This window comes from Leucobacter iarius (assembly GCF_039530105.1).
Lineage (GTDB): Bacteria > Actinomycetota > Actinomycetes > Actinomycetales > Microbacteriaceae > Leucobacter > Leucobacter iarius.
Genome location: NZ_BAAAOB010000001.1, coordinates 1,421,834 through 1,435,937, shown reverse-complemented (window position 1 = coordinate 1,435,937; position 14,104 = coordinate 1,421,834). Strand labels below are relative to the sequence as shown.

Here is a 14,104-nt window from a genome sequence, read left to right as displayed (position 1 = left end):
CGGGCCGACTCGCAAGCCCGCTCGCTGGCTCGCTGCCGGTCGAGAGTGCAGTTGTCCATGGAATAGCGCCGCATTCCATGGACAACTGCACTCTCGGCAGACCGCCGAAGGGGCGGGAGCGATCCTTCGCTCCCGCCCCTTCGGCGGTGGACGAGCCCCGCTAGCCGACCGTCACGTTGGTCAGCAGGAACGAGGTGCGCCCGTAGAGGTCCTTCTCGAGTCCCTTCACGTTGGCGCGGTGCACCGTGATGTTCTGGCCGTAGACCGGCACCAGGTATCCGCCCCGCTCGTACTCGATCGTCTGCAGCTGCTGGATGATCTTGCACTGGGCCGCGGTGTCGGTGGTCTGGTACAGCTCCGCCGCGAGCGAGTTGTACTCGGGGTCGTTCATGTGGGTGCCGTTCTCGGATCCACCGGGCAGGAAGTGCCCCTTCGCGGTGATCTCGTACGGGCTGGACGTGTAACTGATGAACAGCGGCCAGTCGAGCCACCGGTCGAGGAACGTGGCCACGTCGAGCTTGCGCACCGAGATCTTGATCCCGGCCTTGCCCGCATCATCGGCGACGAGCTGGGCCATCTCCATCATGCCGGGGAACGCGCCGTCGGTGACGAGCTCCACCTGGGCGCCCTCGGCGCCGGCCTCCGAGACGAGCTGCTTCGCCTTCGCGAGGTCCTGCGTGCGCTGCGGCAGCTTCGGCGGCTCGCACGAGGAGTTCTTGCCGATGAAGTCGTTCGCCACCGTCGCGTAGCCGCCGAAGGCGTTCTTCACGATCCGCTCGCGGTCGACCGAGAGCCGGATCGCTTCGCGCACCTTCGGGTCGGAGAACGGCTTGTCCTGCATGTTCATTGCGATGAGCGGGTAGCTCGCCGTGTCGCTCACCACGAGCCCGAGGTTCGGATCCCCCTTGAGCGCGGGGACCTCGGGGAACGGGATGCCCTGCGCGACGTCGATCTGACCGCCGCGGATCGCGTTGGTGACCGCGTTCTGCTCGGTGAAGAACGACAGCGTGAGGCTGTCGAGCTTCGGCTTCTCGCCCCAGTAGTCCTTGAACTTCGAGAGCTTCGCCTCCTGACCAGGGGTGAACGAGTCGATGGTCCAGGGGCCCGTGCCCGCCGGCTTGTCGACCGTGGCGCCGCCGCGGATGCTGCGCATGTTGATGCGCGCCATCGAGAACATCTCGGGGACCAGGCCGAACGGCTTCTTGAGGTTCAGCTTGAGCGTCGTGCCGTCGACGACCTCGATGCCGGCTGCGTCGACGAAGTCGAGGTTGGTCGCGTACGCCCAGGCCTTCTTCGGGTCGATCATCGCCTTGATGCTCTCGGCCGCGTCCTCGGCGTTGAAGGCCTCGCCGTTGTGCAGCTTCACGCCCTTCCGGAGCTTGATGGTCCAGACGTCCTTCGCCGCGTTCGGCTCCATGGACTCGGCGAGGACGTAGACGACCTTGCCCGTGCGGTCGCGGGCGGTGAGCCCCTCGTAGACCTGCTTGAACAGCGCATCGCTCGAGACCGAGCCCTGCTGCTGGTAGGGGTTGACCTCGTCGCTGGTGCTGCCGACCATGCCGACCCGGATCGAGGTCTGGCCGGAGGCCCCGCCCGATGAGGGGGGCGCGCAACCGACGAGCGAGAGCGAGAGCGCGACCGCCGCGACTGCGGCGACCCGGGCTCCAGCGCGTGAGCGGAATCGGAAAGTCATGAGTCCAGTCCTCCTGATGCGTATGCGTGGGGTGGTCGGTCCCGCTGCAGTCGCCCTCCCCGATTTCGGGGACCTGCGGCGGTGCGACCGGCTTGCGCGGCGGCCCTCGCCTTCGAGTTCCGCGCTCCCGGCCTCCGCTCGGTGCGGCGGGTACGGGTGCGCACCCTCATGGTCGAGGGGCGCCGGGCGCGCTGGCAAGGCGGGCCCGGCAGTCTGTACGGCTCGGGACAACTCCTCTGCCGGGAACGACAACTGCGGGGCCGAAGCCGGATCAGCGCTCGGATTCGGGCCGGTAGTGACCGTCGCCGCTCACGGCGACCGCGAGGAATCGGAAGGGACGGTCGACCCGGTTGAATCCCAGCGGGCAGTGCTTGGTGCCCGCGGGGATGTAGACCGACCCCGAGGTCGTGATGAGGTGCCGCTCCCCCTCGATGTCGAGGTACACCTCGGCGCCGAGGTCGTGCGGATCCTCCGGATTCGATCCGGTGAACGCCAGCACCTCGTCGTACTCGTGCTCGTGCTCGTGCACCCAGAAGGTCTCCTCCTGCGTCGGGTGCACCCAGCTCATGGTGATGTACGCCTTCGCCTCGGGGACGTCATCCGCGCGCATGATCGCCCACGGCCGGCTGAGGTTGGCGGGGAGGGGCCGGCCGGCCGGCTCCGCCTCGTTGGTCATGTCGTCTCGGCAGTCCACGAGATCGCGGACGAAGAGGTGCTCGTACTGGCTCGGTGCCACGGTGTCGATCCTTCGTTCGGGGCGGCCTGCGCCGCTCGTCGGGTTCCGGTCGGCCGTCGGCCGCCGTGCAGCGAGGCTATTGCGCGGAGCGCGGGACCGGCGAGGCACTGGGACGGGGCAGGATGGGACTTTCCGCGGGCGTCGAATCCCCCGATCCGCGCGTTTTTCCGTCTACACTGGGTGACGCAACCGAGCCCCGGAAAGGCCCCCATGCCGAAGATCATCGACCACGACCAGCGCCGCGACGAGATCGTCGACGTCACCTGGCAGCTCATCGTCGAGGGCGGGATCGAGGCGGCGACCATGCGCGAGATCGCGTCGCGCGCCGGCTTCGCGAACGGCGCGCTGAAGCACTACTTCACGGGCAAGGATCAGATCATCACCGGCGCGTACGAGCGCTCGCTGAACAGCCTGGGCGATCGCCTCACGGCCTACGTCGCCGGCAAGCGCGGCATCGAGGCGCTCGAGATGTTCATGCGGTACACCCTGCCCGTCGAACAGGAGGATGCGACCGCCGCCCGGGTGCTGCTGTCGTTCTGGGAGCGCTGCGCGTTCAGCGTCGAGGTGCGCGGCGGATACGACGCCCACCTCGACACCTGGAAGGCGGGATACCTGCGCTACCTCGCCGAGGGCCGCGAGGACGGGGATATCCGATCCTCGACCCCCGACGATCAGCTCGCCGACGAGATCATCATGATGAACATCGGCGCCACGGTCATCAGGGTCGTGAGCCCCGATCACCTGCACGTGGACGTGCTCGAGCGGCAGGTCACCGACTTCGTCGCCCGGCTGCGCCGGGCGGACTGAGCGGCGCCGGATCGGCCGGCGCTCCGCTGCGCCGCTGGCCGGCGCGCCTACCCCGCGGAGCGCGGCGCGGCGAAGGCGAGCAGCCTCGCCGGGTTGTCGATCATGATCCGGTCGAGCGCCTCGGGCGCGACACCGAACTCGGCGAGCGTTGGCAGGAAGTGCTCGACGACGTAACCGTAGCCGTGCCCGCCGTAGCGGCGCAGCTGCACGCGCTGGCAGACGTCGCCGCCGAGCACGAGCCGGTCGCCCCAGCCGTCGGCGACGAGCTCGGCGAAGCCGCGGGCGACGCCACGATCGGTGAAGGGGAACAGCGTCCCCCACGGGCTTCCGGTGGTCCCGAGGAAGTCGGCCTCGACCGAGACGCCGCGCGCCAGCAGGCGGCGGGCGAAGTCCAGGTCGTCGCCGATGGTACCGGCGTGCCCGAACACCACGCCTCTCGGATCGGCGCCCTCCTCCTCGAGCGCATCGAGCACGCGCAGCCGCTCCTCGCCGAAGCCGCCCATGTGCAGGGTGATCGGCGCACCGGTGAGCGCCGAGGCGCGGCCGGCGGCGCGCACGCTGCGCATCTCCTGCGGATCGACGGGCGCGCCCTCGGCGCCGACCTCCCCGATGATCCCGGAGCGGATCCCGGTGCCGTCCGCGCCGACGACGATGTCGCGCACGATCGCTGCGACCAGCGCCTCCTGCGGAAGCTCCGAGAACCCCGCGGGGTGCAGATCCTTCTGGTACCAACCGGCGCCCATCACGAGGTGCAGTCCGGACACGCTACTGAGCCGCGCGAGCGCTCGCGCATCCCGCCCGATCCCGGGCGTCGTGACCTCCACCATCGTGCCGCCGCCCTGCGCGACGAAGTCGCCGACCTCGTCGAGCACGGTCGCGAAGTCGCCGATCAGGTCGTTGTCGGTGTTCGGACGACCGCGGCGCACCGCGGCGAGGTTCCCGAGCCCGAGCGGCTCCTGCGCGTCGTCGTCCCACTCGCCCGGACGCGGGTTCGGGCTGTGCGCGGGCCTGCGGATGTCGAGGAAGAGGTGCTCGTGCATGAGCGTCGTCCCGAGCGCCTCGGGCCGCACGGGTCCGAGCACGGTCTGCACGAGGCCCTCGAGGTTCGGGATCTCGAGGCCGTCGAGGTCCGGGATCGGGGCTGCGGCGTTCGCCTTCGCGGTCATCGGGTCTCCTCCGGAGCGGTTCGGGCGAGGATCCTCGCAGCGTTCGCGCCGCCGACCGCGCGCTGCAGGGCCGGATCTGCGCCGAGCATGCCGAGGTAGGGCAGGAACTGCTCGACGGTGAACTCGAGCCCGTTCCCGCCGAACGCGGTGAGGCGGTGCCGATTGCGGATCCCGCAGCTGAGCAGGATCCGCTCCTGGGCACCGTGCTCGGCGGCGCGCAGGATCACGAGCGCGATGTCGTGATCCGACACGACGGTGCGCACGTTCGGGATCCGTCCCAGGTCATCGAAGCAGAGCGCGGTCCCGCGATCCAGCAGGGCGTCGAAGCGGGTCCCGTCGATGCCGATCCGACCGGCGACGGCGGTCGCGACGCCGGTCAGCAGCACGCGGTGCCGGGGCAGCCCGACGGAGTCGACCGCGGCGAGCGCCCGGTCGAGGGCCGGCACGGCGTCGGAGTCGGAATCCGCTGCCGCTGAGCCGGAGGGCGTCCCCGGGCCCGACAGGTCGAGCACGAGCGCTGCCCCGGCCAACCGGGCGGCATCGGCGGCCGCCCGGATCAGGGCGGAGCGCCGATCCGCCGCACGACGGCCGGTGCCGTCGATGCCGCCGTCCGCGTCCGCGTCGCGGACCGGGATCGCCCCGACGATTCCGGCGGGGTGGGCGCGCGCGCTCAGCTCCGCGAGGATCCGGAGCCCCACGCTCTCGGGATCCTCGGGTGCGGTGCGCGCTCCGCCCGCGCAGCCGTCGGCGGATCGTCCCGCGGTGCCCCGTACGATCTCGATGCCCGACGCGGCGCTCACCCGGGCGAGGGCGTCGCCCGTGCTGGCCGCTTCCCGCTCGTCGAGCGAGACGAGCAGGCGGATCCCGCCGCCGTCCGGCGACCGCGGTTCCGATGCCGCGGGGGCCCCGGGAAGCGCGGGTGCCGCCGGAGCGGCGGCCGCGCGGAACCGGAGCAGCGCGGCGGTCGCCTCGGGCTCCCCGATGGTGCGGTCCTCGAGGTTCTCGGCTCCCATGAGGAGGCGTCCGAGCACGTCGATGGTGACGGGGGCTCGCAGGAACTCCGCGTCGCTCGCGGGGATCCCCGCGTTGCCGCGCGCAGGCACCGGCGCGCGAAGGAGAGACTCGGCGGCGAGCACGACGCCGACGTCACCCGCGGGAACCGGTCCCCGGACCGCGGTGATCGCGGAGGCGGGCCCGGGCCCGGGAACCGATGCCATGCTCAGACCGCCGTCGCGACCAGCACGCGGGGGCTGCCGGGCAGCGCGACGAGGCGCTCCAGCTTCCAGCCGGTCTCGGCGAGCCAGGCCTCGACCTGCTCGACGGGATAGACGACCGTGCCGTCGATGTTGAAGTACTCGCCGGCGTGCAGCGCATCGATCGGGCGCTGGGTCTCGTCGGCATCGAGGAAGAAGTCGAGCAGCATGAGGGTGGCGCCGGGAGCCGCCGCACCGCGGGAAGCGGCCAGGATCGCGCGGTTCTGCGCCTCGTCGAAGCGGTGCAGCACATGGGTGAGCAGCACGAGGTCGTGGTCGCCGCCGGGCTGCGCGGTCTCGGTCGGCGCCTCCTCGATCGAGATGCGGCCGAGGAATCCGGCCTCGGTCGCGGCGTCGGTGATCGAGTCGGCGAAGCCGGGCGCGTACACGTAGCGGGTGGTGAGCTCGGGGTTCTGCTGCATCGCGGCGAACGAGAATCCGGCCGCGAGGCCTCCGAAGTCGAGGGCGCTGCGGAAGCCCGAGAAGTCGAACGCCTCGCCGAACTGCTCGGCGTGCAGCGCGTTGTAGGTCATGACGCCCGCGAGGAAGTCGGTCCAGCCGGCCTCGTCGAGGTCGAGCGTTCCCGCCTCGTCGGTGTCGACCGTGCGGTCGTAGCCCAGCCACTGCTGGTAGCTGATGTCGTTCAGGAAGGCGAGGAAGGGGCCGAGGTCGATCTCGCCGGTGCCGGCGAGGTACTTCGCGGAGTCCTCGGCGAGCGAGTACTCCCCCGAGGCGCGGTTCAGCAGGCCGAGTCCGTTCATGGCGTCGGCGAGCGTGCGGACCTGGCGCTCGGAGTGCCCGGTCGCGGTCGCGAGGGCGGCGAGATCCTTGGGGCCGTCGGCGAGCGCCGAGAACAGACCGATCCGGCTGGCGGCGGTCAGCTGCTTCGCGCCCATGAAGCCGATCGCGATGTCGATGATGCGTGCTGGTGAGGCAGTCATTGGGTGTCATCCTTCACAGTTCGTGCCGCCCCGAATCGTTGGGGACGACGGTGTCCGGCCGGTGGCCTGCGCGAAACTCTACAAGCGTAGACAAAAGATGTCCAGCGCTTGTATCCTGTTTTTCCACCCTTGGTGAAAAACATGTTCGCCGGGGCCGCCCTCCTCCGGGCGCCGCACGATCCACCCGCACGATCCATCCGCACCCTTCACCGCCGAAAGGTCCCCCATGGTCCTCGCCACCCGTTCCTTCCCCGCCGAGCCCGGCACCGGATCCGCGCACCCGCTCCCCCCGGTCGCCCTGCTGCACGGCTTCGCCGCGAGCGGCGACTCCGACTTCGTCGCGACCGGGTGGCCCGAAGCCCTCGCCGCAGCCGGACGCTCGTCGATCGTGATCGACCTGCCCGGACACGGATCGAGCCCCGCGATCGCGGGCCCCGAGGACGCCCGCACCTCGGCCGTGATCGCCGCGATCCTGGAGGCCATCGCCCTGACCGACCCCGAGGGCCCGGTCGACGTCATCGGCTACTCCCTCGGCGGGCGCCTCGCCTGGGAGCTGCCCGCGGCGTCGCCCCGCATCCGCCGGCTCGCGCTCGGCGGCGTGAGCCCGATGGAGCCGTTCGCAGCAGTGGATCCGGCCGAGCTCGGTCGGGCGCTCGCGGGCGTCTCACCCGAGAACCCGCTGGTCGGCATGATGGCCGCCATGATCTCGGCGCCCGGAGCAGATACCGCGTCGCTCGCGACACTCATCCCGGGCCTCGCCTCCGAGCCGTTCGCCCCGCAGGCGAGCGCGCCCCGGGTGCCGACCCTGCTCGTCGCGGGCGAGCAGGACCCGATGAGCCAGGGCGTCGAAACGCTGCTGGACGCGCTGCCCGACGGTCGACTCGTCCGCGTGCCGGGCGACCACCGCGGCGCGCTCGACAGCCCCGAGTTCCGCGCGTCCGCGATCGAGTTCCTGGCGGACTGAGACCCGGCCCGGCCGGGCCGGGTTCGGCCGGGGAGCGGAATCAGATTCCGCGTCGCGGCCGAACGGACGCGTCGCGTCAAGCAGGCGCCCACACCCCGTCGGCGCGCACCTCCCGGTCGAGCCAGAGCTCGGCGACCGACTCGCGGATCGCGTCCGCACCGACCGCGTCGAGCAGCGAGATCGCCCCGAGGTTGTCGTCGAACTGCCGCACGCTCGATGCCCCGAAGAGCACGTTGGCGGTCGCCGGATTCGCGAGGCAGAACGCGAGTCCGAGCTGCGCGGGCGTCGCCCCGAACGATCGCGCGATCTCGGCGACCCGCGGGTAGGCCGCCACGATGCGAGCGCGGATCCCGCCGACGTCGGCGCCGATCTTACGATTCGGCGATAGCTTCCCGACCAGGATTCCACCCTCGAAGGCGTCGGACGCCTGCAGCGCGAGCGCCCCCTCGCGGAACCATCGGCCGTAGAACTCGCCCTCGGCCATGCTGCGGCGGGCGATGCCGTACTTCAGCTGCGCGAACGAGGGCGGGGTGAGCCCCTCCCCGGCCGCGGTATCGAGCGCGAGCTGCAGCGACTCGGCCGGCCAGTTGTTCACACCCCAGCTCGCGAAGCTGCCCCGGTCGATCTCGGCCTGCACGTCGCGCACCACCTGAGCGATGTCGATGTCGCTCATGAAGTCGCCGACGACGACGGTGTCGAAGGATCCGACCTCGGCGCCGCCGCGCGCGATGCGCTCGAGCGACTCGTCCATCTGCCCCGCGAACCCGGTCGCCGGGTACTCCCAGAGCCAGAGCTTGCCGCACAGCCGGTAGTCGGAGCGCGCGAGACCGAGCTCGTGCAGCGCCTCGCCGAACAGCAGATCGGTGCGCGAGGCCTCGGCGTGCGGACCCATGTTGTAGTACGCGACGTCGAAGAAGGCCGAGCCGACCTCGACGGCGCGGGTGATCAGCGCACGTCGCTCCGCGGCCTCCATCCGGTCCCAGATGTTCCATGAGCCGAGCGCGAACACGGGCACCTCGGGGCCGCCGGGACCCAACCGTCGGATCGGAACCTCACCGCTGAACTTCACAACCGCCTCCTCGCAGCCTCGGGTCCGGCGTTTCGCGTGCGCGAGCCTTCCCCTTTATTTTCTACAATCGTATAATAAAGACTGCGCGGATTCCAGATCGGAGTCCCGAAGGGCCGGACCCGCGGCCCGCACCGACGAAGGAGTCACCGTGACCACACCCCGAACCGTGCTCATCACCGGCGGCGCCGGCGGAATCGGCCAGGGCATCGCCCGCGCCTTCCTCGCCGAGGGCGAGCGCGTGATCCTCGCCGACCGCGACCCCGACGCCGTCGCATCGGCCGCGGACGCGCTCGGCGCCGACGCGTTGACATTCGACATCACCGACCCCGCCGCGGTCGCCGCCGCGTTCGCATCGCTCGCCGCCGCCGGCACCGCGGTCGATGTGCTCGTGAACAACGCCGGGATCCTCTCGGTGCACGGCGCCGTCACCGAACTCGCGCCCGAGGCGTACCGCTCGATCCTCGAGGTCAACGTGATCGGCACCTTCGCCGTCACCCAGGCGTTCGCGCACCACCGCATCGCGGCGGGCGGCGGCGGGTCCGTCGTCAACATCTCGTCCATCGGCGGACGCCAGCCCACCCCCGGCATGGGCGCCTACGAATCCAGCAAGGCCGCCGTCGACTCGGTGACCCGCTGGGCCGCGATCGAGCTCGCCCCGCACGGGATCCGCGTCAACGCCGTCGCCCCCGGGCCCGTACTCACCCCCATGCTCGAGATGGGCATGCCCGAGGGATCCCCCGCGCGGCAGGCGTGGGCGAGCCGGATCCCGCTCGGCGACCTCGCGAAGGTCACCGATATCGCCCCGGCCGTCGTGTTCCTCGCCGGATCCGGCGCCGCGCACATCACGGGCGTCAGCCTCGCGGTCGACGGCGGGCAACTGCTCACCTGAGCCGCGCGCTCCCGCGCGCTTGCGCGTCTACGCTCTGGCCCTCTTGTGCTCTTGTGCTCTTGCGAAGGAGATTCGGCGCCGGAAGGACGATTCCGTTCAATTCGTCCTTCCTGCGCCGAATCTCCTTCCGACGGCCGACAGCGTCCGCCCTTGGCGCGGAGGGCATCCGCCCTCGGCGCGGGGCCACGGGCCTGCGGGATTGCGGGACTGCTGGACTGCGGGACCACGGCCACAGCACCACCGGCCCCGCGATTCCCACCGCTGGACCCCTACTCGACGACTGGACGGCGAGTCGCACACCAATTCAGCGTCCACCCGTCGACAGGCCATCCACCCGTCGACACGGCGCCCGGTCGTCGACTCGATACCACTCGTCGGCTCAGTGTCCGATCGTCAGCTCAGCGTCCACTCGTCAGCAAGGCACCCAATCGCCTGTTCAGCGTCCGGTCGCCAGCTCAGCGTCTCCTCCTCGAACAGCGGGCATCCACCGAGACGAACCGAGGCGTCCCGATCCCGTCGAAACAGCCCAGCCCGATCCCTGCCCTGGACCAGTGGACCCCATCACGACGACTGGACGGCGAGTCGCGCACCAATTCAGCGTCCACTCGTCGACAAGGCGTCCACTCGTCAGCAAGAGGTCCGGTCGTCGATTCAACGTCCGACCGAGAGCACGGCGTCCATTCGTCAGCACGGCGTCCGACCGTCGTCCCAACGCACGAACGTCACCCCAACGCACGCCCGTCGCCCCAACGCACGAACGGCGGCCCAACGGACGCCCGTCGCCCCAACGCACGAACGGCGGCCCAACGCACGAACCGCGCCCCAACGCACGACCGTCGCCCCAACGCACGAACAGAGCCCCGGCATCCCCGGCGCCCGGACACCCGGCGCGCCGGGAACGCCGTCCGCACCCCTCAGCTCTCGCGTTCGAAGACCACGTTCCCGTCGAGCACCGTCAGATCGATCTCGACGCCGGGCAGGCCCGCCGCGCCGACCGCGAACGGGTCCTGCGCGAGCACGACGAGGTCGGCGACCTTGCCCGCCTCGACGGTCCCCTTCCAGTCGGCCGCGCGATCCTGCTGCGCCGGCACCGCGGTGTGCGCCCGCAACAGGCCGTGCAGCCGGGCCGCCGCCGCGGCGGGATCGGCCGGGGCGCCGCCGCGCCGGATCCAGGCTTCGGCGGCCGCGACGGTCTCGCGCCAGTCGGGGGCGAGGATCGGCGCATCGGAGGAGAGCACGAGCACACCCGCGTCGAGCGCCACGGCATAGGGCCAGGGGGCGACGTCCGCGCCCAGCACGCCGGCCATCCAGTCGGCGGTGGTGACGGCGATGCCCGGCTGCGAGTTGAACCACATGCCGAGCTCCGCGATCCGCGCGACCTGCTCGGGCGTCGCGAGGTCGCCGTGGATCACGTAGTGGCCCAGGTCGCGCGGGTGCGGCGCGCCCGGCTCGTCGGCAGCCGAGGCGACCGCGTCGAGCACGACCTCGATCGTGCGGTCGCCGGTGGCGTGCACGCCGACCTGGAGGCACGCCCGATGCCCGGCGCGCACCATCTCGCGCAGCGCCTCTGCCTGCGCCTCGAGGGTCTCGCCCTCGACGAGCAGGCCGCCGTGGGTGCCGTCGTCGTAGGGGCGCGAACTCCACGCCTGCTTCGAGAGCGGGATCAAGTCGCCGAAGATCTTGATGCCGGCGATGCGCAGCCACTCGGGATCGCTGCCGCCCTGCGCGTCGACGAGCTCGGTGATACCGGCCGTGACGACGTCGAGCCGGCTGGGCCCGTCGAGGATCCCGTACAGCCCGAGCAGGGTCACCCGCTGCCGCAGCTCCCCCGCCTCGGCGAGTTCGCGGTAGACGTCGAGCACCTCTCCGGCGAAGCAGCCGGTCTCGCCGTCGTCCTCGCCGGGGCCGATGCCCGGCTCGGTGAGGCTCGTGATCCCGAAGCTCGACAGCAGTTCGCCGGCGCGCAGGATCGCGGCGCGGCGGGCCGCCCGGTCGCCGGTGAGCACTCCTTCGATCTGCGCCCCGTCGGCGTGCCCGCCGAAGAAGGTGTGCGGCCAGCGCGCCCCGAGCCAGGTGGCGTGCAGGTGGGAGTCGTTGATGCCGGGGAGCACGGCGCGTCCGTCGAGTTCGATCACCCGGGTGGCCGCACCGATCAGGGGCGCGACGTCGTCGCGGGTGCCGACGGCGAGGATCCGGCCGCCGGCGACCGCGACCGCGTCCGCGCGACTGCCCGCCGCGTCCATGACCAGCACGGGTCCGCCCTGCAGCACCAGCTCGGCGTGCTCCGCCGATGCGCTCGCACCGATTCCTGTCATTGCTCTCCCTCGAGAACGGGCGGGGCCCGGTTCGGATCGAGGGGCTTCCCGTTTTGGTCAACGTATGTAGAATAAAACCACATTCTCGGCAGCAGAGCAACGACGCCGGCCGAGCCCACCGGAACGGAGCCTTCGATGACGATCCCCACCTCCACCCGCGCCGCCGTGCTCGTCGAGCACGGCGGCCCCCTTGAGCTGCAGGACCTCCCGCTGCCCGAGACGGTCGAGCCCGGCGCCGCCCTCGTGCGCATCACCTGCACCACGCTCTGCGGCACCGACATCGAGATCTGGGAGGGCCGCATGACCTTCCCCGGCATGCTGCCGATGGTGCTCGGCCACGAGATGGTCGGCGAGGTGATCGCCGTGGGCGACGGCACCGTCGACGCGCTCGGCACGCCCATCGAGGTCGGCGACCGCATCGGCTGGTCGGAGTCCGTCTGCGGCGAGTGCTTCGGCTGCACCGTGCTGCGCCAGCCCGTCGCCTGCTCGAAGCGCGGCTACGGATTCCTGCAGCGCTCCGACGTGCCGCCCTACGCGACCGCCGGCCTCTCCGAGTACGCCTACGTCACGCCGGGCGCGCAGAAGCTGCGCCTGCCCGAGGAGGTCAAGGACACGTGGGCCTCGGCCGCCGGCTGCGCGGCGAAGACCGTGCTGCGGGCGTTCGACCGCGCGGGCGGCGTGCGGCCGGGATCCCGGGTCGTGGTGCAGGGCTCCGGCGCGCTCGGCCTCTTCGCGACCGCGGTCGCGAGCATCTCGGGCGCGGCCCAGGTCATCACCGTCGGGGCTCCCGCCTCCCGCCTCGCGCTCGCCGAGCGATTCGGCGCCACGCACACCGTCGACATCGCCGGAGGGTCGGAGGCGACCATCGCCCGCGTGCAGGAGCTGACGGGCGGCCGGGGCGCCGACCTGATCCTCGACTTCGCCGGCGCTCCCTCGATCGGCCCCGAGGCCATCGCGATGGCCGCGCAGCGCGGCGTGTTCGCCGTCGTCGGTTCCACGGGCCCCACCGGAGACCCCTTCCCCATCTCGGCGATCATGGGCAAGGAGATCACGGTCGTCGGATCGCTCAACGGCGACGTCTCCGATTATTTCCGCTCGATCGAGTTCTTCCGCGCCTTCGCCGACCGCTTCCCCTGGGACGAACTGTTCTCGGAGCCGTGCGGTCTCGCCGAGGCGTCCGAGCGGATCGCGAACATGCACGTGCTCGGCGAGGTCAAGGCCGTGATCGATCCGCGCATCACCGAACGCACCGCCGAGCAGTCGGCCGCGCGCTAGACCGAGCCCCCCGTCAGAGAGGACACCATGACTTCCGTATCCCCCGTCCCCCGCCGCCGCATCGGCACGAGCGAACTCGAGACCTCGGTCTTCGCGCTCGGCTCGTGGCACGTCTACGACCGCATGCACTTCGAGGACACCGTCGCCCTGCTGCGCACCGCGATCGACCGGGGCATCACCCTGTTCGACGTCGGCGTCTATGCGGCCCCCGGGTTCCCGCCGGCGTTCACCGACGTGCTCTTCTCCGCCGCGATCCGCGCCGCGGGCGTCGCCCGCGACGAGTACCTGCTCTCCGAGAAGCTCTGGCTCGAGGGGTGGGACGCGGCGACCGGGTTCCGGGCGCAGCTCGAGGCCGCGCTGTTCCGCGTCGACAGCCCGAACGCCGACCTCGTGATCCTCGGCGATCTGCGCCGCGACGATCTCGAACTGCGCGACATCGTGCTCAACCTGGCCTCGCTGCGCGACGCCGGCCTGATCCGCGCCTGGGGCGTGAACAACTGGTCGGCGGGCAACGTGCAGCGCCTCATCGACATCGCCTCCGAGGAGGGCGTCGAGGGTCCCGCCATCGCGCAGCTCAAGTACAGCGTCTCGCGCCGCTCGATCCCCGACGGGGCGCCGTTCGCGAAGCTCTGGGAGCAGGGGCTCTCGATGCAGGCGTCCGACGTGATGGAGGGCGGCTATCTCGCGGGCAAGATCACGACCGACCGCGAGGTCGGGCGCGATCCGGGCGGGATCCGGCAACGGATCATCGACGACGTCCCCGGGTTCGTCGCCCTCGCCGAGGAGCTCGGAGCGACCCCGGCGCAGCTCGCCATCGCGTTCACCCTGACCCACCCCGCGACCGCCACGACCCTGTTCGGGGCGTCGAGCGTCGCCCAGCTCGAGGCGAACCTCGGCAGCCTCGAACTGCTCGGCCGCATCGGCGCCGAGACGATCCGCGAGCGTGTCACCCCGTTCTGGGCCGACCGCGACGTCGTCGATCCGGAAGGACCGTGA

Annotated in this window: 12 protein-coding genes; 5 read left to right on the top strand and 7 right to left on the bottom strand. The window is 71.4% G+C overall.

From position 1 onward, the window contains the following. Positions 1 to 160: 160 nt before the first annotated feature. Both ABD169_RS06325 and ABD169_RS06320 read right to left on the bottom strand, forming a co-directional pair. A complete protein-coding gene (locus tag ABD169_RS06325) occupies positions 161 to 1,693 on the bottom strand; it encodes an ABC transporter substrate-binding protein (protein ID WP_344030681.1) in 1,533 nt (510 codons plus the stop codon). Positions 1,694 to 1,964: 271 nt separating this feature from the next. Then, positions 1,965 to 2,429 (bottom strand): hypothetical protein, encoded by a 465-nt coding sequence (locus tag ABD169_RS06320; protein ID WP_344030678.1) that lies wholly within the window; start codon positions 2,427 to 2,429, stop codon positions 1,965 to 1,967. 210 nt (positions 2,430 to 2,639) lie between these two features. Here ABD169_RS06320 and ABD169_RS06315 point away from each other — a divergent pair, with 210 nt between their 5' ends. Further along, positions 2,640 to 3,236: a TetR/AcrR family transcriptional regulator gene (locus ABD169_RS06315; protein WP_046456522.1), complete on the top strand. Its 597-nt coding sequence runs from the start codon at positions 2,640 to 2,642 to the stop codon at positions 3,234 to 3,236. A 47-nt stretch (positions 3,237 to 3,283) separates the two neighbouring features. On the opposite strand, the gene ABD169_RS06310 is transcribed toward ABD169_RS06315, so the two are convergent. The 3 genes from ABD169_RS06310 to ABD169_RS06300 are packed head-to-tail and all read right to left on the bottom strand — an operon-like array spanning position 3,284 to position 6,596. Further along, positions 3,284 to 4,402, bottom strand: a complete 1,119-nt coding sequence (locus ABD169_RS06310; protein WP_344030675.1) for a phosphotriesterase family protein — start codon at positions 4,400 to 4,402, stop codon at positions 3,284 to 3,286. After that, entirely contained in the window at positions 4,399 to 5,619 is a 1,221-nt protein-coding gene (locus ABD169_RS06305) for an amidohydrolase family protein (RefSeq protein WP_344030672.1), read from the bottom strand. Before ABD169_RS06305 ends, ABD169_RS06310 begins: the two co-directional genes overlap by 4 nt. 2 nt (positions 5,620 to 5,621) lie before the next feature. Then, the gene (locus tag ABD169_RS06300; RefSeq protein WP_344030669.1) at positions 5,622 to 6,596 is read right to left on the bottom strand and encodes a methyltransferase family protein; all 975 of its coding nucleotides are present in this window, start codon (positions 6,594 to 6,596) and stop codon (positions 5,622 to 5,624) included. 226 nt (positions 6,597 to 6,822) lie between these two features. Here ABD169_RS06300 and ABD169_RS06295 point away from each other — a divergent pair, with 226 nt between their 5' ends. Further along, the gene (locus ABD169_RS06295; protein ID WP_344030666.1) at positions 6,823 to 7,560 is read left to right on the top strand and encodes an alpha/beta fold hydrolase; all 738 of its coding nucleotides are present in this window, start codon (positions 6,823 to 6,825) and stop codon (positions 7,558 to 7,560) included. A gap of 76 nt (positions 7,561 to 7,636) precedes the next feature. Here ABD169_RS06295 and ABD169_RS06290 read toward each other — a convergent pair whose 3' ends face one another. Then, a complete protein-coding gene (locus ABD169_RS06290) occupies positions 7,637 to 8,629 on the bottom strand; it encodes an aldo/keto reductase (protein WP_344030663.1) in 993 nt (330 codons plus the stop codon). A 148-nt stretch (positions 8,630 to 8,777) separates the two neighbouring features. Here ABD169_RS06290 and ABD169_RS06285 point away from each other — a divergent pair, with 148 nt between their 5' ends. Further along, positions 8,778 to 9,518 carry an SDR family NAD(P)-dependent oxidoreductase gene (locus ABD169_RS06285; protein WP_344030660.1) on the top strand — a complete coding sequence of 247 codons (741 nt, stop codon included), beginning with the start codon at positions 8,778 to 8,780 and terminating at the stop codon, positions 9,516 to 9,518. Between the two features lie 914 nt (positions 9,519 to 10,432). Here the strand turns inward: ABD169_RS06285 and ABD169_RS06280 are convergent. Beyond that, entirely contained in the window at positions 10,433 to 11,833 is a 1,401-nt protein-coding gene (locus ABD169_RS06280; RefSeq protein WP_344030658.1) for an amidohydrolase, read from the bottom strand. A gap of 135 nt (positions 11,834 to 11,968) precedes the next feature. On the opposite strand from ABD169_RS06280, the gene ABD169_RS06275 reads away from it, so the two are divergent. Both ABD169_RS06275 and ABD169_RS06270 read left to right on the top strand, forming a co-directional pair. Continuing rightward, positions 11,969 to 13,108 (top strand): zinc-binding dehydrogenase, encoded by a 1,140-nt coding sequence (locus ABD169_RS06275; RefSeq protein WP_344030656.1) that lies wholly within the window; start codon positions 11,969 to 11,971, stop codon positions 13,106 to 13,108. A 27-nt stretch (positions 13,109 to 13,135) separates the two neighbouring features. Next, a complete protein-coding gene (locus ABD169_RS06270) occupies positions 13,136 to 14,104 on the top strand; it encodes an aldo/keto reductase (protein WP_344030654.1) in 969 nt (322 codons plus the stop codon).

Bases quoted from the DNA above. Each gene is read 5' to 3' on its own strand.
- ABD169_RS06325 (WP_344030681.1), bottom strand. From the start codon at position 1,693: ATGACTTTCCGATTCCGCTCACGCGCTGGAGCCCGGGTCGCCGCAGTC.
- ABD169_RS06295 (WP_344030666.1), top strand. From the start codon at position 6,823: ATGGTCCTCGCCACCCGTTCCTTCCCCGCCGAGCCCGGCACCGGATCC.
- ABD169_RS06315 (WP_046456522.1), top strand. From the start codon at position 2,640: ATGCCGAAGATCATCGACCACGACCAGCGCCGCGACGAGATCGTCGAC.
- ABD169_RS06300 (WP_344030669.1), bottom strand. From the start codon at position 6,596: ATGACTGCCTCACCAGCACGCATCATCGACATCGCGATCGGCTTCATG.
- ABD169_RS06310 (WP_344030675.1), bottom strand. From the start codon at position 4,402: ATGACCGCGAAGGCGAACGCCGCAGCCCCGATCCCGGACCTCGACGGC.
- ABD169_RS06275 (WP_344030656.1), top strand. From the start codon at position 11,969: ATGACGATCCCCACCTCCACCCGCGCCGCCGTGCTCGTCGAGCACGGC.
- ABD169_RS06270 (WP_344030654.1), top strand. From the start codon at position 13,136: ATGACTTCCGTATCCCCCGTCCCCCGCCGCCGCATCGGCACGAGCGAA.
- ABD169_RS06280 (WP_344030658.1), bottom strand. From the start codon at position 11,833: ATGACAGGAATCGGTGCGAGCGCATCGGCGGAGCACGCCGAGCTGGTG.
- ABD169_RS06305 (WP_344030672.1), bottom strand. From the start codon at position 5,619: ATGGCATCGGTTCCCGGGCCCGGGCCCGCCTCCGCGATCACCGCGGTC.